Annotated in this window: 23 protein-coding genes; 1 reads left to right on the top strand and 22 read right to left on the bottom strand. The window is 52.6% G+C overall.

The genetic code is table 11. The features are described 5' to 3' along the window. Nucleotides 1-12: 12 nt before the first annotated feature. The 3 genes from dapB to D3P08_RS08710 are packed head-to-tail and all read right to left on the bottom strand — an operon-like array spanning nt 13 to nt 1,757. Nucleotides 13-819, bottom strand: a complete 807-nt coding sequence (dapB, locus tag D3P08_RS08720; RefSeq protein WP_119599124.1) for a 4-hydroxy-tetrahydrodipicolinate reductase — start codon at nt 817-819, stop codon at nt 13-15. Nucleotides 820-834: 15 nt separating this feature from the next. After that, on the bottom strand, nt 835-1,368 hold the full coding sequence (locus D3P08_RS08715; protein WP_119599485.1) for a tetratricopeptide repeat protein: 534 nt from the start codon (nt 1,366-1,368) through the stop codon (nt 835-837). Between the two features lie 53 nt (nt 1,369-1,421). Beyond that, complete coding sequence (locus tag D3P08_RS08710; protein WP_119599123.1) at nt 1,422-1,757, bottom strand: nucleotide pyrophosphohydrolase; 336 nt, start codon at nt 1,755-1,757, stop codon at nt 1,422-1,424. Between the two features lie 136 nt (nt 1,758-1,893). Here D3P08_RS08710 and D3P08_RS08705 point away from each other — a divergent pair, with 136 nt between their 5' ends. After that, nucleotides 1,894-2,754, top strand: a complete 861-nt coding sequence (locus tag D3P08_RS08705) for a YitT family protein (protein ID WP_119599122.1) — start codon at nt 1,894-1,896, stop codon at nt 2,752-2,754. A gap of 22 nt (nt 2,755-2,776) precedes the next feature. On the opposite strand, the gene D3P08_RS08700 is transcribed toward D3P08_RS08705, so the two are convergent. The 19 genes from D3P08_RS08700 to trpD form a co-directional block, all read right to left on the bottom strand. Then, on the bottom strand, nt 2,777-3,652 hold the full coding sequence (locus D3P08_RS08700; RefSeq protein ID WP_119599121.1) for a sporulation protein YpjB: 876 nt from the start codon (nt 3,650-3,652) through the stop codon (nt 2,777-2,779). Between the two features lie 44 nt (nt 3,653-3,696). Further along, entirely contained in the window at nt 3,697-4,329 is a 633-nt protein-coding gene (locus D3P08_RS08695; protein WP_119599120.1) for a DUF1405 domain-containing protein, read from the bottom strand. Between the two features lie 74 nt (nt 4,330-4,403). Beyond that, entirely contained in the window at nt 4,404-5,264 is an 861-nt protein-coding gene (locus tag D3P08_RS08690; protein WP_119599119.1) for a menaquinol-cytochrome c reductase cytochrome b/c subunit, read from the bottom strand. Nucleotides 5,265-5,282: 18 nt separating this feature from the next. Then, nucleotides 5,283-5,954: a menaquinol-cytochrome c reductase cytochrome b subunit gene (gene qcrB / locus D3P08_RS08685; RefSeq protein WP_119599118.1), complete on the bottom strand. Its 672-nt coding sequence runs from the start codon at nt 5,952-5,954 to the stop codon at nt 5,283-5,285. A gap of 16 nt (nt 5,955-5,970) precedes the next feature. Further along, nucleotides 5,971-6,501, bottom strand: a complete 531-nt coding sequence (locus D3P08_RS08680) for a Rieske 2Fe-2S domain-containing protein (protein WP_119599117.1) — start codon at nt 6,499-6,501, stop codon at nt 5,971-5,973. Nucleotides 6,502-6,742: 241 nt separating this feature from the next. After that, nucleotides 6,743-7,165: a DUF2487 family protein gene (locus tag D3P08_RS08675; RefSeq protein ID WP_119599116.1), complete on the bottom strand. Its 423-nt coding sequence runs from the start codon at nt 7,163-7,165 to the stop codon at nt 6,743-6,745. A 113-nt stretch (nt 7,166-7,278) separates the two neighbouring features. Next, the gene (locus D3P08_RS08670) at nt 7,279-7,461 is read right to left on the bottom strand and encodes an IDEAL domain-containing protein (protein ID WP_119599115.1); all 183 of its coding nucleotides are present in this window, start codon (nt 7,459-7,461) and stop codon (nt 7,279-7,281) included. A gap of 23 nt (nt 7,462-7,484) precedes the next feature. Next, nucleotides 7,485-7,991: a gamma carbonic anhydrase family protein gene (locus D3P08_RS08665; RefSeq protein WP_119599114.1), complete on the bottom strand. Its 507-nt coding sequence runs from the start codon at nt 7,989-7,991 to the stop codon at nt 7,485-7,487. 61 nt (nt 7,992-8,052) lie between these two features. After that, nucleotides 8,053-9,231, bottom strand: a complete 1,179-nt coding sequence (locus D3P08_RS08660) for a hypothetical protein (protein WP_119599113.1) — start codon at nt 9,229-9,231, stop codon at nt 8,053-8,055. 209 nt (nt 9,232-9,440) lie between these two features. Continuing rightward, on the bottom strand, nt 9,441-10,022 hold the full coding sequence (locus D3P08_RS08655; RefSeq protein WP_119599112.1) for a histidine phosphatase family protein: 582 nt from the start codon (nt 10,020-10,022) through the stop codon (nt 9,441-9,443). 51 nt (nt 10,023-10,073) lie between these two features. Further along, the gene (locus D3P08_RS08650) at nt 10,074-10,679 is read right to left on the bottom strand and encodes an anti-sigma factor family protein (protein WP_119599111.1); all 606 of its coding nucleotides are present in this window, start codon (nt 10,677-10,679) and stop codon (nt 10,074-10,076) included. Continuing rightward, nucleotides 10,676-11,275, bottom strand: a complete 600-nt coding sequence (locus D3P08_RS08645) for an RNA polymerase sigma factor (RefSeq protein WP_119599110.1) — start codon at nt 11,273-11,275, stop codon at nt 10,676-10,678. The genes D3P08_RS08650 and D3P08_RS08645 overlap by 4 nt, the downstream gene beginning before the upstream one ends. A gap of 394 nt (nt 11,276-11,669) precedes the next feature. Further along, nucleotides 11,670-12,761: a prephenate dehydrogenase gene (locus D3P08_RS08640; RefSeq protein WP_119599109.1), complete on the bottom strand. Its 1,092-nt coding sequence runs from the start codon at nt 12,759-12,761 to the stop codon at nt 11,670-11,672. 10 nt (nt 12,762-12,771) lie between these two features. Continuing rightward, nucleotides 12,772-13,863 carry a histidinol-phosphate transaminase gene (gene hisC, locus D3P08_RS08635; protein ID WP_119599108.1) on the bottom strand — a complete coding sequence of 364 codons (1,092 nt, stop codon included), beginning with the start codon at nt 13,861-13,863 and terminating at the stop codon, nt 12,772-12,774. Nucleotides 13,864-13,984: 121 nt separating this feature from the next. After that, nucleotides 13,985-14,791, bottom strand: a complete 807-nt coding sequence (gene trpA, locus D3P08_RS08630) for a tryptophan synthase subunit alpha (RefSeq protein ID WP_119599107.1) — start codon at nt 14,789-14,791, stop codon at nt 13,985-13,987. Beyond that, nucleotides 14,788-15,984, bottom strand: coding sequence for a tryptophan synthase subunit beta (trpB, locus tag D3P08_RS08625; RefSeq protein ID WP_119599106.1), 1,197 nt, complete (start codon nt 15,982-15,984; stop codon nt 14,788-14,790). Before trpB ends, trpA begins: the two co-directional genes overlap by 4 nt. After that, on the bottom strand, nt 15,981-16,664 hold the full coding sequence (locus tag D3P08_RS08620) for a phosphoribosylanthranilate isomerase (RefSeq protein ID WP_119599105.1): 684 nt from the start codon (nt 16,662-16,664) through the stop codon (nt 15,981-15,983). Before D3P08_RS08620 ends, trpB begins: the two co-directional genes overlap by 4 nt. Further along, nucleotides 16,661-17,458, bottom strand: coding sequence for an indole-3-glycerol phosphate synthase TrpC (gene trpC, locus D3P08_RS08615; protein WP_119599104.1), 798 nt, complete (start codon nt 17,456-17,458; stop codon nt 16,661-16,663). Before trpC ends, D3P08_RS08620 begins: the two co-directional genes overlap by 4 nt. Continuing rightward, the gene (gene trpD, locus D3P08_RS08610) at nt 17,448-18,491 is read right to left on the bottom strand and encodes an anthranilate phosphoribosyltransferase (protein ID WP_119599103.1); all 1,044 of its coding nucleotides are present in this window, start codon (nt 18,489-18,491) and stop codon (nt 17,448-17,450) included. Before trpD ends, trpC begins: the two co-directional genes overlap by 11 nt. Nucleotide 18,492 lies beyond the last annotated feature (1 nt).

Genomic DNA, 18,492 nt, shown 5'->3' with positions numbered 1-18,492 from the left:
ATGATGTATCAGCTAGTCCATAATATGTTCGAATCCGTATATAAGGCCCGAATACGTCATGACCTTCTTGACCGCAACGTTGACACCCGGCATATAGCCCGCGCGGTCATAGGAGTCATGACGAATTTTGAGGGTCTGTCCGTATCCTCCAAACACGACTTCCTGCTGAGCAAAAACGCCCGGCAATCTTACGCTATGTATACGAAATCCGTTATAGTAACCGCCGCGGGCGCCTTCGATAACCTCTTCTTCGTTCGGGTTGCCCTGACGAAGTTCTTGCCGCACCTGCGAGATCAGCTCGGCCGTCTTAATGGATGTGCCGGAAGGCGCATCCAGCTTTTGATCGCCATGATATTCGATAATTTCGACATGAGGCAAATATTTGGATGCTTCCGCAGCGAATTTCATCATCAGGATCGCGCCGATCGAGAAGTTTGGCGCAATTAATCCGCCGATTCCTTTTTGCTTGCAAAGCTCGTCCAGTTCTTCAATTTGCTCCGGCGTAAAACCGGTTGTCCCGATGACAGGACGGACGCCGAAATCAATGGCGGTTTTTGTATTCGAATAAGCGGCCTGAGGGACTGTAAAATCGACAAGCACATCGGCTTTCGCGCCGCTCAAAGCCTGTTCCAATGTCGCGCTTACGATAACTCCGGTCTCCGGCTTCCCTACAAACGTACCGGCGTCAATGGGGCCGGCGGATGGGCTTACCGCAGCGACGAGCTGCAGCGACTCATCCTCCAGCACCATCTTCACCACTTCTCTTCCCATCCTTCCGCGCGCGCCGTTTACCGCTACTTTTATCCGTTCGTTTGACATCTTAACCACCCTATCTTATTTTCTTCTGATGGTGTTGCGTATACGCGCTATTCTGCGCTTGCGGCTAATATCTGCAAACAATCGCCGCGCAGCGGAATGGTTCGGATCGAGCCTTAACGCTTCCCGCGCATGATCCAGCGCTTCATCGAGCTGTCCGCTCGCCTGGCAAACCATCGCAAGCGTATAATACGCATCGAAGCTTAGCGGATCGAGCGCTACAGCATGCCTCAGCCGTTCGGCCGCCTCGTTCAAATTGGGGGTACTATCCGAAATGAGGCTTTGCGCTTCCGCAAGCAGCAGCCTCGATTGTATAATCTGCGCGTGAAACCGGTATTCCTCGTTATCCGGCTCCAGCTTCTCCGCAACATCCGCGTACACCTTAGCTTTTGTCCACTTGCCGCTTCTCGCGCAGGATACCGCGCATTTATGGTAATAGGCCGCGTTCTCCGGCTCCGCCGCAATCGCTTGCTCGAACCAGTAGATCGCCGCTTCGAAATCGCTGTTGAAAATATATTCGTAAGCCTTCCGTATGCAGCTCTCCCCATCCATCTGTCCATCCTCCTTGTACAGGGGTAATGGTACAGCATATGTAGGGGGCTTGCTTACAGTTCTTCGCTTTTCCTCGTCCAGCGGTTCGCGTCGCGCGTATTAAATTTGTGCATGACCTTATTATGGGCTTCCGTCAGGTCGATGCCGAGCGAGTTGGCGAAGCATGATAAAATGAACAATATATCGCCCAGCTCCATCTCGACGGTGTTTTCGGATTCATCCGCTTTTTTCGGTTTTTCACCGTAATAATGATTCACCTCGCGGGCGAGCTCTCCTACTTCCTCCGACATCCTCGCCATGAGTGCAAGCGGACTGAAATAGCCCTCTTTAAATTGGGAGATATAATCGTCGACCTCACGCTGAATTTGGGCTAGTGTTTTTTCCTGCATGCGCCTGCTTCCTTCCATTATTAGCTACACGTATCTATGTTACCGTTTGGCAATATGAAAATCAATGTTTTTTGATGACGCCAAATAAGCCATAATAGATGGAGCACATCTACATACAAGGAGAGGACGTTTTGTCGTGACACGGTTGATCAAGCAGCTTAGACTCATTATTCCAATTCTTATCGGGACAGCCATATACGCTTTCGGTCTGCAGTATTTCGTAATCCCTAATTTGCTGATGGAAGGCGGAGTAACGGGCATTGCCGTCCTGCTGAATTATGCGGCGGGCTGGCCGCTGTCCGTTACGACGCTGGTGCTTAATATTCCGCTTTTTTTGCTGGGCTGGCGGGCGCTCGGCAAATCCCAAATGCTGTACACCATTATCGGCACTGTCTCGCTGTCGTTGTTTCTGGCTCTGATGGAGAATCTCATTCATCACGGCTGGCTGGTCCCCTTTAAAAGCACCAATGATTATATGCTGGTCGCCTTATATGCCGGCGTAACGCTTGGCTCGGGGCTTGGCATCGTATTCCGTTACGGCGGCACAACAGGCGGGATTGATATCATTGCCCGTATCCTATCGCGGCGCGGATACAGCATGGGTCAAATCATTTTGACGTTCGACGCGGTTATTATCGGCGTTTCCATGATTTACATCTCGCTTGAAAAAGTGCTTTATACGCTCGTTGTCGTGTTTGTCGCGTCCAAGCTGATCGATTTTATTCAAGACGGGGTTTATACCGCCAGAGCATTTCAAGTCATAACCGATCATGGTCAGGAAATCGCCTTATCGATTACGAAGGAGCTTGAGCGGGGCGTAACGCTTATGCCTGCCAAAGGCGCGTTCTCCGGACAACAAAAAGAGGTCGTATTTTGCGTCGTCGGGCGGGCGGAGACCCGCCGCTTAAAAACCATCGTACGCAATATCGACCCCAGAGCGTTTATTGTCATTAACGAAGTGCATGACGTGCTGGGCGAAGGCTTTAAAGAAGAATAATACCGGCACCCTTGTCATTACCTTAAAGCTTCTTTATACCGTAAGGATTCTGCTTATATTTCCTCCAGCCTGTCCACGTTAATACGGCCGAAATAATGGTGCCGAGGAATAAGGACCATTTCAAAGGATGCGCCGCTGCCGGCACGCTTACAGCCGGCAGCGCGAACGTATCTTCGTACGGCATAAACACGCCGATTACGGCTGTCTCGATCCCGTCCAGCGACCTCTCAATCTGTTCCTTCCGATTCGCATTTGAGCCAAGGCTTGCACTCTCGTCCAGCAGACGATCCGTATACGAAATTCTGGCAAGCAGCTCGTTCATTCGAACCGAATCTCCCGCATACAATGCGGCGATTTCGATCCGGCGGGCATGCTGCTTAAGCTCATTCAACATCGCGCGAGCGGCGATTGCCGAATCGTCCGTCTGCCGTTTCCACGCTTTGCGAACCGTCAGAAGATCCTCCTGCAGCAGCCCTTCATACTGCAGCCACAACGCCCCGCCTCCGCCGATTAGCGAATCCGCGCCTAACCGTACTCGAACAGCTTCTTCGATCCACTGCTGATGATGGTAACCGTTCGACAGCGCCATTTCAATGGCAGCCGCGTCTTTTTTAAGCGCTGCCCAGCCAGTTGGTGTCCCATAAGCTTGCAGCATCTCTTTGGCAAGGAGCTTATTCAGCTTCTGCAGCTCCGCATAGGCGGCTTGACGGTTATTCGCGTTCGCGGCTGTATATAAAGCTGCGGCAGTCTGGTCCAGCTTGTACAGCTGGCGATATGGACTATCCGCCGACAAAAAGGTATAGCTCCACTCCGGATTCGCGCTGCCCCATACGACCCCTGCCGATCCGGCCGTCATCAATAGGCAGACGATTAATGGAATGATAAAACGTGCTTTCATATGGACATCCCCCCATAGACCAATCTATGAGGGGATGTCCATCGTTATGCTTGTTTTCGAAAACGCCATACAAAAAGAGCGGCGATGAAGCTTGCGGCGGATAAGGCGTACGTAAACGCGCGAACCGCGCTAAGGTCATCTTCCAGCTGCTCGGGCAGCCAAGGAAAGATGCCGTACGTATAATCCATCGAATCGTTGAGCAGCAGCCAGAGCAGTCCGGCAGCCAAAGCGCCGATACCCGCTTTCATAAACCGGAAATACAGCAGCGCCTCCACCGCCATCGCAAGATGCGAGACGATCAGCATATAATGCTGCCAATTCAGCACATCGCCTTGCGCCGCGCCCCACACAATCATAACGACCGCCCATATCCCGTATTTTACCGAGCAGACAACGGCGAGCGCTTCGATGATGACTCGTCCAGCCGATTGAAGCTTCGTCACCCGTTTAGGCGGATAGATGAGGTATAATAGCGCAAGGGTAAAAAACAAACTGGAGGTTGGAGAATCCGGCACAAAAGGCAGCATCCAATCCGGCTTATGAATGGACGTCCAGACCAGTTGATTCTCATACCAGATGTACCCGTAAATCGTGCCGAGTAAATTGACAACGAACAGAACCCATAAAAAGTGGCGGTTTAAGAGAAAATCTCGGCTCCAAAACAGCTTCAGCCCCATGTTCTCATTCCTTTCAAAAAAGAACCTGACCGTACGAATACGATCAGGTTCTGCCAGGCAAATATGCCAATCCGTTATTCTTGCGTTTGTTTTGACAGCCAAGTCGCCAACTGGTCGATCTCTTCCGTCGACAATTGACCTTCAAAAGCCGGCATTGCGCCATTGTTGCGGCCATGCGTAATCGTATCGACAAGCTCTTCCTTCGATAAACGATTGCCCACTCCGATCAGAGCCGGACCGCTTGCGCCGCCAAGATCCGCCGCGTGACAGCCTAAGCATGCAGCTTCTTGCGCAATTGTCGCCGCAGGATCATCAGGTTCAATAACGGCGGCCGTCTTTTTCATGAAGTTCGGACGAGGTTTGCCTTCCTCAATCGCTTCCCGTACTCGCTCTTCACGCTCGTGATGCTCCGGCACTTGGCCGTTTTTCTCCAGCATGTGCTGGTAGTGGTCCCACGAGACGACCGTCAAGTAGACGCAACCCGCCAGTGTAACCAGCATAAGCGATGAAGCGATCGGGCGGCGGTAGAAGCGGCGTTCTTTCCCCGTATCGAGGAAAGGAGCCAACAGAAGCGCGCCGAACATAATCGCAGGAACGCCCATCGTTCCGAGCAGGACATAATCCTGGGAAACGTAAGGGTATTTCAAAAATTGATACAAGAACAAGAAGTACCAGTCTGGCATCGGAATAAATGCCGCGTTTGTCGGGTCCGCCGGGTAACCAAGCGGCGGCGGCTCCGCGATACACCATGTTAGGAAACCGACAAGCACGACGCAGCCGACCATCCATTCCTTCAGCAGGAAGTTAGGGATGAACGCTTCCGATTTGCCCGGAAACGCCGTGTAGTCCGGAGGCGTCTGGAAGCCCTTGCCTTTCTTAACGCGCGTATCGCCAACGTAGACGACCTTCTCGTTCGAATTATGACCGTGAGCCATATGTAAGCCTCCCTTCGCTTAAAGTGGTCCCGAAATGCCTTGTCTCCGAATCATCAAGAAGTGAGCTGCAAGCATCGCGATTAGCGCGCCAGGCAAGAAGAACACGTGGATCGCAAAGAAGCGTGTCAACGTTTGGGCGCCTACGATGTCGCCGCCATACAGGAAGTCGGCGATGTAGTCTCCGATGAATGGAACAGAAGCCGCGATTTCAACACCAACTTTAGTCGCGTAGTACGCTTTGTTGTCCCAAGGGAGCAAGTAGCCTGTAAAACCAAGGCCCAGCATAATGAAGAAAATCAGCATTCCGACAACCCAGTTCATTTCGCGAGGCGCCTTGTAGGAGCCTGTGAAAAATACGCGAAGAGTATGTAGGAACATCATAACGATAACCAAGCTCGCCCCGAAGTGATGCATGCCGCGCACGATCTGGCCGAACGCTACTTGGTGCTGCAGGAAGTCAACGCTCGCGTAAGCGTTAATGATATCCGGCACATAATACATTGTCAGGAACATACCCGACAAAATCTGGATAACCGTAATAAAAAACGTCAAGCCACCAAAGCAATAGACAAATGCGGAGAAGTGATGAGCGGGGTTAACGTGCTCAGGCACCTCATGGTCTGCCACATCTCTCCAAAGCGGCGTAATGTCAAGACGTTCGTCAATCCAGTTGTATACAGTTTTAAACATCTGGCTTACGCCCTCCTTAGACTCTTGTGTTCGGAATGATAGGTCCCAAGTAAACGAAACCGTCCTGCACCACAACTTCGTATTCGTCAAGCGGGGAGTTGGCTACTGCCAGGTTCTTCCCGTCGATGGAATAACGAGCGTCATGACAAGGGCAATCGTATTCGTTATGTCCCTTCGTATTCCAGAAAATCGTGCAGCCCAAGTGCTTGCAGACTGGGGACAAGGCAAAAATCTTGCCGTCTTCTCCCTTTGAAATCCAGGCTACGAGCTCAGGGTCGCTTTCGTACCACCCGTCGACTTGGTGGATTTTGAATTTGAATTCTTGCGGTTCCGACGTAATTTTGCTTTCTTCAACAACTTTAACGAGAGTTCCGGAGTCTTTCTTCTTAAGAAGCGGGTCTACCGCAAAACGAACCATTGGCAATACCGCGCCACCCATCATAAAGGCCGTTGTGCCGCCAAGCGTATATGACAAAAATTGACGCCGGGACATTTCTTTGCGCTGAACCGGACGATGTGACGTCTCGTGTTGTTCATGATTACTCATCTTCTGTTCTAACCCCCTTTGCCAACCATATCTCGCGTCTTGCCGCACGGCAAAAACACATGACGAACTAGGACATAACTTATAATAGCCTAGGTGTTTGGGAGCGTCAAGAATATGGCCCGATATTTGCGTCATTATGGAAATGACGTTCAATAATTTGTTATCATTTTGTCACAATTGTACGGCTATGGGTTTTGTTTTCCCCAATATCCGTTCTAATTATTCGGAAATCATGCCAAATTCAAGGAGAATTCGTACGCCATAATGCTCGAATGCGCTCCGAAACCTCCGCTTGCTCTGGAAATTCCCCCTCATCGTCCGCTTGCAGCACAAGATCCGCGCCGGCGCCTTGCAGTTGGACAGTCTGATCAGCGGAAGCGAGAATAATATATTGGAAGCCGGCCGCTCTCAGGTTGTCGCACCAGTTCGCAAGCTGCTTGCTGAACGGCTCGTCCGCTGTTACGTAATGACAGGCCGGATACGTCACGACCCTGCCTTTGAACGGAATCTCGACCAAATCCAGCAAATCGCGCAGCCGCTCCAGCCGTTCCGTCGCCTCGTATGGCGATTCCTTCCCGCTCATGCCTGTAACCGGCAGCAAGCATGTGTCCAAATAAGGCTTCAGCTCGTCCCATTTTTCAGATGTAATGTCGCTAAATTTCATCGATCTGCCCCCCTTTCCCGTCCGTTCTAAATCCAACTCTTCTATCTTACAAAAGAAAGCCTCCCTGCGCCAGTGCGGTTTATTCCGCTTGCGGCGCATGGAAGCTTCTTATTTCAATTCTTCAGTTCATTGAGTTGCTTGACGAGTTGATAGAACGTATCCTCATCGCCCGAAGCGAGCGCCTTGTCGATCTCGCTGGTCAGTCGTTCCGTTTGAAATTTCAGAACCGCTTCGTCGAGCACAAGTTCAGCGACCAGACCTAGCATCGCTTCATACGTCACCTTCATTTTGTCCATAGGATACACCTCCATACCGGTGTTTACGAGATCCTATATTCGATTCCTTTCGTCACATAGCTCTCCATCGTCTTCCTCATGCGCAGCAAATCGTCCTCTGTCAATTCTCTTACGACTTTGGCGGGTGTTCCGAGAGAAAGCGTATAGGATGGTATCTTCTTATTTTCTGTAACTATCGAACCGGCTCCTATTAAAGCATATTCACCAATATCGGCACCGTTTAGTACGATGGCCCCCATTCCGATTAATGTGCCTCTACCCACCGTGCAGCCATGAATAATAGCGCTGTGGCCGACAGACACTTCGTCTTCCAGAATGAGCGGCTGATCCGTGTTCACATGACCGACTACGCCGTCTTGAATATTGCAGCTATGCCCGATCCGAATGGGAGCCAGATCGCCTCTTAGCACAGCGTTAAACCATACCGTGCTTTTTTCGCCTATCGTCACATCGCCGATAATTTTTGCGCCCTCCGCCACATAGCAGCTCGCGTGTACGGCGGGCATCGTTCCTTTATAAGGCAGCAGCATACTCCTTCATCTCCCTCTCTTCTCAAAGATGGGGAGATTCTACCAACAGCCGAAACGAAAGTCAATAACGGCCGCCGCTTATTTGCGCCTCGCCGCCTTCCATGACGATATGCCCTGTTTTCGTAACTTTCATGACGGCGCCATACTGCGGATGCTCCCCAATCCGAAGCAATCCGAGATGCGTCAGCATTTTCAGCAGCCGAGCTTCATAGATTGCGTTCGGGCTGTCGTAATAGTACGTTTTGATGAACGGCAGAAGCACTTCGCGGACGGATTCCACCGTTACCCAATCTCTTGCGAGCGCATGGACCCAATGAACAAGCGACAGCAAATTCGTTACAGGCCCCTTATAAAGCTTCAGCCAGTAACGGAACATCTGCTCCTGCTCGGCCGCCATCGGCGCCGCTTGAAGCCGCTCCAAGCCTTTTTCGGTTATGGAGAGCACACCCTCTCCTTCTTGGATATACGAGGCGCTGCGGCAATAGTCGTACAGAAGAGAGAATCGGTCCGGATAGTAATTGAAATGTCTGCCGTAGCCGAACCGCCACGCTCCTTTGCTCGGAAGCTCCTCCTGTACCCCCAGCCGGTCCAAAACCTGCTGCAAATACCGTTTATACATCGAGCCGTCGCTGACCAGCTGCACCTCGTTATGATAGACATAGTGCAGGAGATGCTTAATGTCATCCAGAAGCAGTCCTTGCTCGTCCCTGTACATCGGCGGTTCGTCCGTATATTGAAGCTTTTCGGCGAATCGCCTCTGAAGCGTGTCGCGGAACCTTGCCTTTAAATCGTTCGGCACTTGAAACAAATAGCGGCCAGGTCCGCTGAAGCCGTTGAACAGCCAGCCCTGATGCTTGAATCTTGCGATAATATCCCTCGGACTCGGCGGCGGCGGGGGAACGGAAGCCTTTTTTCTGCTTTTTGTTTTTTTCGGCGGTTCTGCCGCAGGCTCCTTTTGTTCTTGCTTCTCGTCTTCAAATCGGCTTTGCTGTACGCGGGCGATCAAATCCTCCAGGCTGTAAGACTGCCTCGATTCGAACAGCAAAGAATTCAAAAAACGCAAATCTTCGATTTTCATACCGCTAATCAGCTCTTCAAACACTTCATGGCGGTTTATTTGAGCCAAAATGGATTGAATCAGCTCGTTTTTGGAGTTTCCGTTGCATTCGCAATGATAGACGTTCGCAATTTTGCTTAGCTGACCAATATCCGCATAGCTCAGCATATCCGATAGGTTCATGGCACTCTCCTTTCTGCATACGCTGGACGGCACCAGCTGCTATAGCGAAAGTTTTACTACCATTATCGGGACAAATCTTGCATTTCATACCCGAACGGCGGGTATAAGGAAAAAGATTTCGCCGCAATACAAAAACGCCATCCGGACATAGCCGGAAAGCGTTTGGTTTAATCTATTCGTTTAACCTGGCTAAACGGCAACATTGCTTGCTAGAATTGCTCCAAATGGCGGGTGCAATTGTGAAGCAGCGTGCGCCATCCCTTTTCCTGTCTTTCCAGGATCGAGTAGGACAGGTTGCCCAGGCGCGAATCCTCCAGATCCGAGCAAAGGGCTTGAAGCATTTGGGCGATAAAGCTGCCGTGGGAGACGATTAGAACATTCCGCTCGGGCTCTCGTTCCGTTAATTCTGAGAGGGCTTCCAGCCCCCGGTTACGCATGGCTTCGTCGGTTTCAACGCCTAGCTCCAGCTCCCGCCAGTCCGCTCCCCAGCGCTTCAGTCGGTCCTCCTCGGTCGTTCCTTCGACCTCGCCAAAAGCTCTTTCCCTTAATCGCGTATCCGAATCCAGCAGCGGAATGTTCAGCTCCTGCGCGATGATGGCAGCCGTTTGCCTCGCCCGCATCAAATCGCTGGAGGCCACCGCGTCCCAGATTCGCTCCTCCCGGCTTAGCCTTGCCGCCAAAGCCTTCGCCTGTTGTATACCCGCTTCGTTAAGCGGAATATCCGTTTGCCCTTGTATCCTTCCGGCGGCATTCCAGTCCGTCTCTCCATGTCTGACGAATCCAATAAGCAATGACTAAACCCCTTTCCAATATACAAGCACATCTCCTTGACGCGAGGCTTATCAGCTTCTCGTGCGGGAAAGCCAGTTCAGAATAAGCAGCGCCGTAACCAAGCCAAGCAGCGATAACGCGACATAATATTGAGGAAACGCTGGGACGACCTTAAGCACGAACGGATCGCTTATGCTTGCTACCGGCACTTCGGCGTAGTAGCCTGTCGACAGAAAGGCGTTATCGCCCGATGCGTTAGCCGCTTCCATCAGCCCGGTCATTTGCTGCAGCTCTTCTTGCGACACGTCCTTGTGATCGAATATAAAAATAAAAAAGGCGCAGGCGAACATGGCCATACAAGCCGCGATCAGCATGGCGGCATTGCGCCTGAACGATTTCGTAAAGTGATAGCTCTTGCTCGGCACCGGCATATACCAAGCCTGCTCCATATAAATCCGTTCCATGACAGCGCGGTTCACATGTTCGGTCGGACCGATTAGATCCGTCTCCTCGGACAAGCGGCTAATCCATTCATCGCTCTCGTGCCAGAAGCCGAACTGTGCGCAGCATTCCTCGCATTCCAGCAGATGGGCTTCAAGCTCTATTCGCTCCTCATCATCCTCGGACATTTCCGAGTAGGCTCCAATTTTAATCTGCGCTTCCTCGCATTTCATCATGTATTCATCCTCTCGAATGATTCCGTTACCTGCATTTGCCCGAAATAAGGCTCAAGCTGCGACTTTACGCTGGCTCTAGCCCGGAACAATAGCGATTTAACGGAACTGACCGTTTGCCCAAGAATATTCGCGATTTCCTGGTAATCAAGCTGGTCGTATTCCCTTAGAATGAGCGCCGAGCGTTGCTTCTCGGGCAAGTTGTTGATCGCGTCCCGCACCATAGCCATTCTTTCGTTTTTCAGAAGCTGCTGCTCCGGCGCCGCTTCTGCCGATGCGACAGGCTCTAAGCCGAGGCCCTCATCATCCAGCGACACGCTAGCGGCCTTCCCCTTCCGAAGCTCGCTCAGCACGGTGTTGCGCGCAATGGTGTACAGCCACGTGGAGAAGGTTGCGTCCATTTCCCGGAAAGAATGCAGGCTGCGGTACGCTTTATAAAAGGTCTCCGAGCATAAATCCTCTGCGAGCAGCTCCATCTTGGAGCTTTTGAGCATATGAAAAATAAACGCCAATATCTTGCGCTGGTAACGCCGCATAAGCTCGGAGTACAGCTCGACATTGCCATCCTTTATCTCACGTATTAACTGGGAATCAGTCATGACAGGCGAACCTCCTCTACCTGCAGCTTATTCCCGGACCTCTATACCATTGTACCGACCCGGGACCAAAAAGTTGCGGCGTTACCCGTTTCAAATCACAATTACCCGAGTAGTTACTATTCGATTCCGAGTCGCAAAATCCTGCTTGTTTCGACATATGGCTTGAAAACCTTCATTTTTCTAATCTGGAATAACTGGGAAAAGCAAAAAAAAAAACCACTCCGAAGAGTGGTTAGCGCTCATGATGAGCACTGCAGGTATTGGATAGGAGTGGAGAGAAACCATACTGTACTTTTATTATATGTATACGCTTCCATTTTGTCAACAAGCGTTTTCATTTTATACAAATAAAATGGAAAACGCTTGTTTTCTGTATCGTTTATCAATAATTGCGTTACTGAGAAACGGAGTAGCCTAAGTCCTCCAGCAAGGCGATCGCCTGATCCAAATATTCTTGCGTGCGGAAAGACAGACGCAATACGCCCGGCACATCCTCCCTGCTCTCAATAATTTGTAGATTGCTGAGATTGATCCTGTTATTGCCGAGCTCGCTGGCGATTCGGCCGATAATGCCCGGAGTATCCGGCACGTCGACGTAGCAATCGTAGACGGAATGAATCATGCCCTTTCTTCTCTCCGGCATACGGCTGCGGAACTCGCCCGCCTTGCGGAACGCATCTTCAATCGCCTCGGCATCCATACTTTCGAGCATCTGCGCAAAGCGTTCCATTCCCGCGCTCCAGTCGCGAAGGAGCCGCAGCAGAACCTGCCGATTGTCGAGAAGAATATCCCGCCACAGCGGAGGGTCGCCTGACGCGATGCGCGTAATGTCGCGGAAGCCCCCCGCCGCAAGCGATTCGTACAAGCCGTTGCGTTCGTTGTAGCTTCTCACTTGGTTAACCAGCGCAACCGCAATCATGTGCGGCAGGTGGCTGATCGCGCCGACAATGTCATCATGGGATTCCGCGTCGACCTTAACGATGTTCGCCCTAGTATGCGTCAGCAGCTCCGTCAGCCGGTCCACCGCTTCGGACGGCGTCGATTCATCCGGCGTCAGCACGTAAAACGCGTTCTCAAGCAAATGGTACGAGGCCGCTTCCACGCCCGACCGCTCCGAGCCGGCCATCGGATGACCGCCAATAAATACGGCATTGCCTAAATCAAGCGATTTCGCATATGCCGCTACGGAGGACTTGGTGCTGCCGACGTCTGTAATGATACAGCCGTCCTTCAGCTTGCATTCGCTAATCTTCTGCAAATATTCCTGCAGCATGCCCACCGGGACGCACAGGAAAATGAAATCGGCCTGTTCAGCAGCCTCCTGAATCGAAGTGGTGCCGTCGTCCACGACACCACGCTGTATATATTTCTGCACGGAGCTCTCCCTATTGGAGAAACCGATCACGCGAATGCCGGGTTTACCCTTCAGGCATAGCGCGATGGAGCCTCCAATAAGTCCCACTCCAAATATCGCGACATTAACCATAACGTAAAATTTACACCGTCACTTCCTGCAACACTCTCTCAAGCGCCTTAATAAATGCCTCATTCTGCTCCATCGTTCCAACGGATACCCGAATATAGGTCGGATAATAGGTCCAGCGCGGTCTAACAATGATTCCTTTCCGAAGCAGAGCATCAAACACTTCCTGCGAAGGACGCTTCACGTCGACCATGACGAAATTACCGTGGGATTCGAAATAGGAAAGGCCGAGACGGTCAAACTGCTCGCTGAAATACTTTATTCCTTTGGCGTTATCCGCGGCGCAGCGTTCGATAAACGCATCGTCGCTTAGCGACGCTTTCGCGGCTGCTTGCGCGGCGCGCGTCGTATTGAACGGCTCGCGCACTTGATTGATGTAACGGATGACATCGGCGTGACCAACCCCATAGCCGATACGAAGCGAAGCAAGTCCGTAAATTTTCGAGAAGGTTCGAAGCACAAGCAAATTCCGGTACTTCGACAGCATGCTCACTCCGTCGCTGTAGCTGCTGTCCTGCACATATTCGCCGTATGCCTCGTCGAGCACGACCAGCACATGGCTAGGGACCTCATCCATAAATGCCGTCAGCTCTTCATGAGACACGATCGTCCCGGTCGGATTGTTCGGATTGCAGATCCACACAATTTTTGTTTTGCTTGTTATTTTGGCGAGCATCGCTGGCAGGTCATGCTTCCCGTCCTTAAGCGGCACTTCGATGATTCTCGCGTTTTCGATTTCAGCGTTATGCTTGTATTGCGAGAACGTCTCGTCCGCCATAATCGTTTCGTCGCCAGGGGCAAGGAAAGCGCGCGCCGTCATGAGGATGATTTCGCTGGAGCCCGAACCAAATATGATTTGATTAGTCTCTACGCCAAGCTTGTCCGCCAGCTTCGCGGTCAGCTCCACGCTTGCGCCGTCCGGATAAGTTGGCGTATTGGACAGCTCCTCGATTACGGCGGCTTTCGCCAAATCCGAGAAACCAAATGCGTTTTCATTAGAAGCAAGCTTAATTACCTCGGATAAGCCCAGCTCTCTCTTTACATCTTCCACCGGTTTGCCTGGTTGATAGACGGGCAGATGCACAATATTTGTTTTAGGCTGCATTCGGCCTTCACCTCTTCTACGTATTGAAGTACAACAGTAACTGTATTGTCTCATATCTCTATACGGTTTTAAAGTATTTTTGCAAAAACAAAAGCCCCCGCTGCGGGAGGCTGTTCATTTCTTATCCTTTCAAGGCTGCGACGAAGCTGCCGATTGCCTCTAATCCTTGCTCGCGGGTCGACTCGCTGGACAAGAGAGGGACGGACTCTTCAATTTTCCGTACGATCGCGCTGCCGACGATAACGGCGTCGCATATTTGCTCGAAGCGTTCAACCTGCTCTCTGCTGGAAATGCCGAAGCCGATACCGATCGGCAGGTCCGTCGCTTCTTTTACCGTCGCCAGGAATTGATCAATGTCCGTATGGAAATCCGTACGAACGCCTGTTACGCCAAGCGACGAGACGCAATAGACGAAGCCGCGCGCCTTCTTGGAAATGCGCGTTACGCGGTCTCTGGACGTTGGAGCAACCAGCGGAATGAGATGAATGCCGGATGCTTCCGCTAATGCCCGTACCTCTTCATCCTCTTCAAGCGGGAGGTCGGGAATGATCAGACCGCTGATGCCTTTGCTTTGCACAAGCTCGAAAAACGCGGATAATCCGAATTGGAGCACAGGATTGAAGTACGTAAAGAGAATAAGCGGTATACGTACGCCTTCCTCTCTCGCGCGCTCCGCCATATGAATGCAGTCCTTCAACGTAATGCGGCCTTTGAGCGCCCGCTCCGACGCTCTTTGGATAACAGGGCCGTCCGCCAACGGGTCGGAGTAGGGGACGCCGAGCTCGATCATATCCGCGCCGGCCTGCTCCAGTCTTTTTATAATTTCAAGCGATGTATCGAAGTCGGGATCGCCGACCGTCAGGAAAGGGATAAGCGCCGTACGCCCTTCTTCCTTCAGCTTTGCGAACGTTTGGTCAATGAGATTCATGCTTCTGCCCCTCCCAAGTACCCCATAATGGCTTCGACGTCCTTGTCCCCTCGGCCGGACAAGCTGACGACAACGATCTGATCTTTGTCCAAGGTCGGAGCCAGCTTCAACGTCTGCGCAATCGCATGCGCCGACTCCAGCGCCGGAATAATGCCTTCCGTGCGGGATAACAGCTGCAGCGCCTCCAGCGCTTCCGCGTCGGTTATCGGAACATATTCCGCGCGTCCGGAATCCTTTAAGTACGCATGCTCCGGTCCGATGCCCGGATAGTCGAGGCCGGCGGAAATGGAATGCGCCGGCTGCACTTGGCCGTACTCGTCTTGAAGCACATAGCTTAGCGAGCCTTGGAATACGCCATGGCGGCCCTTCGTCATCGTAGCCGCATGCTCTTCCGTCTCAACGCCGCGGCCGGCGGCTTCCACGCCAAGCAGCTTCACGCTTTCGTCGCCTACGAATGGATAGAAGATGCCCATCGCGTTGCTGCCGCCGCCTACGGCTGCCACGACGTAATCAGGCAGTCTTCCTTCTTCCTTCAAAATTTGGCCGCGCGCCTCGTCGCCAATAATGCGCTGGAAGTCGCGCACCATCATCGGGTACGGATGCGGACCCGTTACGGAGCCGAGAATATAATACGTGTCATTCACGTGGCTTACCCAGTAACGCAGCGTCTCGTTGCATGCGTCCTTCAACGTGCGCGTACCCGACGTGACGGGAACCACTTCGGTGCCGAGCAGGTTCATCCGGAACACATTCAGCTGCTGCCGCTTCATGTCTTCTTCGCCCATAAACACCTTGCATTCAAGACCAAGCAAAGCGGCGATCGTCGCGGAGGCAACGCCGTGCTGGCCCGCGCCCGTCTCCGCGATAATTTTGGTTTTGCCCATCCGCTTCGCAAGCACGCCTTGGCCGATCGTATTGTTGATCTTGTGAGCGCCCGTATGGTTCAAGTCCTCGCGCTTTAAGTACACTTTGGCGCCGCCGAGATGCTCGCTCAACCGTTTGGCATAATAGAGCGAAGTAGGCCTTCCGGAATATTTATAGAGAAGCTCCTTGACCTCCGCCTGGAAATCGGGATCCTTCGAATAATGCGTATACGCTTCCTCCAGCTCCAGCAGAGCGTTCATCAGCGTCTCCGGCACATATCGTCCGCCGAATTTGCCGAACCTGCCGTTCACGTCCGGTACCTGTATCATGCTTCCAACACCTTTCCTACGAATAATCTGATTTTCTCGATATCTTTGCGTCCGTCCGTCTCCACTCCGCTCGATACGTCTATGCCGTCCGGCGAATAGCCGTGAAGCAGCTCCTGCACATTATCCGCATGAAGCCCTCCCGCGACATAGAGAGGAATGCCAAGCTCGCCTGCCGCTTCTTTATACGCTTGGATCGCGGACCAGTTAAACGGCTGGCCCGTTCCGCCTCCTGGAGCGTCAAGCAGGAAGGCATCGGCAGCTCCGGCATACGGCTGCAGCTTGTCCCGGGCTTCCGCGGCGGCTAGTTCCGAACGGCCCGCGCCTTCATCGCGGATTGAGAATACGCGCCAAATGTGAACGGCTTTATGCCTCTTTTTCAGCTCTTTACAGTACGAGGGCGTTTCATTGCCATGCAGTTGAACCACATCCAGCGGAGCCTCCGCAAGCAAGCCGCTTATTTCGTCCAAGCTTGCGTTCACGAATACGCCAACCGCCTTCGGCCGCCCGCCTTCCGCAGCTTTTAATTGATGAATCGCCTCAACAAGCTGAGGCAGCTCCTGTCTATCCACCCGGCGTTTGCTCGGCGCGAGCACTAGACCGATCTCGTGAACGGGAAGCCCGTTCATAAGCGAGATTGTCTCCGTGTCCCGCAGGCCGCATATTTTGATCCGGGTATTCATGCCTTCACCGCGCCCATCAGCTCGTTCACGGCTTCTCCCGCATCCGCCTGGCGCATAAAATGCTCCCCAATAAGTACACCATGCGCGCCGATCGATTGCAAATAATCCATGTCGGCTTTTCCCGCAATACCGCTCTCGCTAATAATCGTCACATGGTCCGGCAGCATGCCGATCAGCTTCTCCGTCGTCTTTAGATCGGTTACGAACGAGCGAAGGTCGCGGTTATTAATGCCGATCAACGACGCTTTTCCCGTTTCCAGCACCGTCTCCAGCTCAGCCGCGTCATGGACCTCCACCAGAACGTCCATTCCAATCGATTTGGCCAAATCGTGATACTCCTCCAGCTGCGCCTTCGTCAGAATCGCGGCGATGAGCAGAATCGCGTCCGCGCCAATTACGCGCGCCTCGTAAATTTGCCGGTAATCAATAATAAAATCCTTGCGCAGAAGCGGGAGGCTGACCGCTGCTCTAACCTTCGTCAAATATTCGTTCGAGCCTTGAAAATAGTCGCGGTCCGTCAGCACCGAAATGCAATCCGCGCCGGCTGACTCATATGACTTCGCCAGCGTAACCGGATCAAAATCGGGACGAATCAACCCTTTGGAGGGCGACGCTTTTTTCACTTCCGCGATCAGTCCCATGCTGCGGTTACGGCGGCCGGGCTGCAGCGCCGCTTCAAATCCTTTGCAGGCAGGCAGCTTCGCGATCCGTCCTTCGTATTCGGATAAATGAAAGCCTTCGGCAAAAGCTTCGACCTCAGACCGTTTGGTTTCTACAATTTTATCAAGAAACATGCGCAAACTCTCCTGTCATTTGGATAAGCTGATTCAGCTTCTGATACGCTTTGCCGGAGTCGATCATCTCCGCCGCGACCGCTACGCCTTCCTTCAGCGAAGCCGTTACGCCGCCAAGGTAAATACACGCTCCCGCATTCGCCAAAACAATATCGCGGTATGCCCCGTGCTGATCCCCGAGAAAAATCGCTTTAATCAGCGCGGCATTCACCTCCGGCTCACCGCCCTGCACCTCTGTGATGGAATAGCGGGATAAGCCCAAATCTTCCGGCTGCAGGTCATAAGTCGTGACGACGCCGTTTCTCAATTCCGAAATTTGCGTCGCCGCGGATATGCTGATTTCGTCAAGCCCGTCATGGCTGCTTACGACCATGGCGCGACGAAGACCGAGCTCGCCAAGCACCTCGGCGATCGTCGCCGTGCGGTTCCGGTCATATAAGCCAAGCAGCTGACGGTCAGCGCCGGCCGGATTCGTCAGCGGGCCAAGCATATTAAAGATCGTTCGGATGCCCAGCTCCTTGCGCGGGGCCGCGGCATATTTCATGGAAGGATGGTACAGCTGGGCGAACATAAAACAAATATCGATCTCACGCAGGCAAGCAGCTGCTTGCTCCGGTGTGAGATTAATATTGACGCCAAGCGCCTCCAGCACGTCTGCGCTGCCCGTCTTGCCGGACATCGCGCGATTGCCGTGTTTGGCTACGCGTATACCCGCAGCCGCAGCGATAATCGATGACGCGGTCGAAATATTGAATTTATGAATGCCGGAGCCTCCCGTTCCGCATGTATCAAGCAGTCCGTCATGTTCGATCCGAACATGATTGGAATGCCGGCGCATCGTTTCCGCGAAGCCCGTAATTTCCTCTTTCGTTTCGCCTTTCATGCGGAGAGCGGTCATCATCGCGCCGATCTGCGCGCCTGTCGCTTCTCCGCTCATGATCAGGCTCATAATGGAAGCCGCTTCTTCTCTGCTCATATGAACGCCGCCGATGACCTTATTTAAAGCGGCCTGCATCGTAATCGCTGCACTCATC

Source organism: Paenibacillus nanensis, from assembly GCF_003583765.1.
GTDB lineage: Bacteria > Bacillota > Bacilli > Paenibacillales > Paenibacillaceae > Pristimantibacillus > Pristimantibacillus nanensis.
The sequence above is the reverse complement of the archived record's forward strand: the minus strand, read 5'-3'. Positions and strand labels throughout refer to the sequence as shown.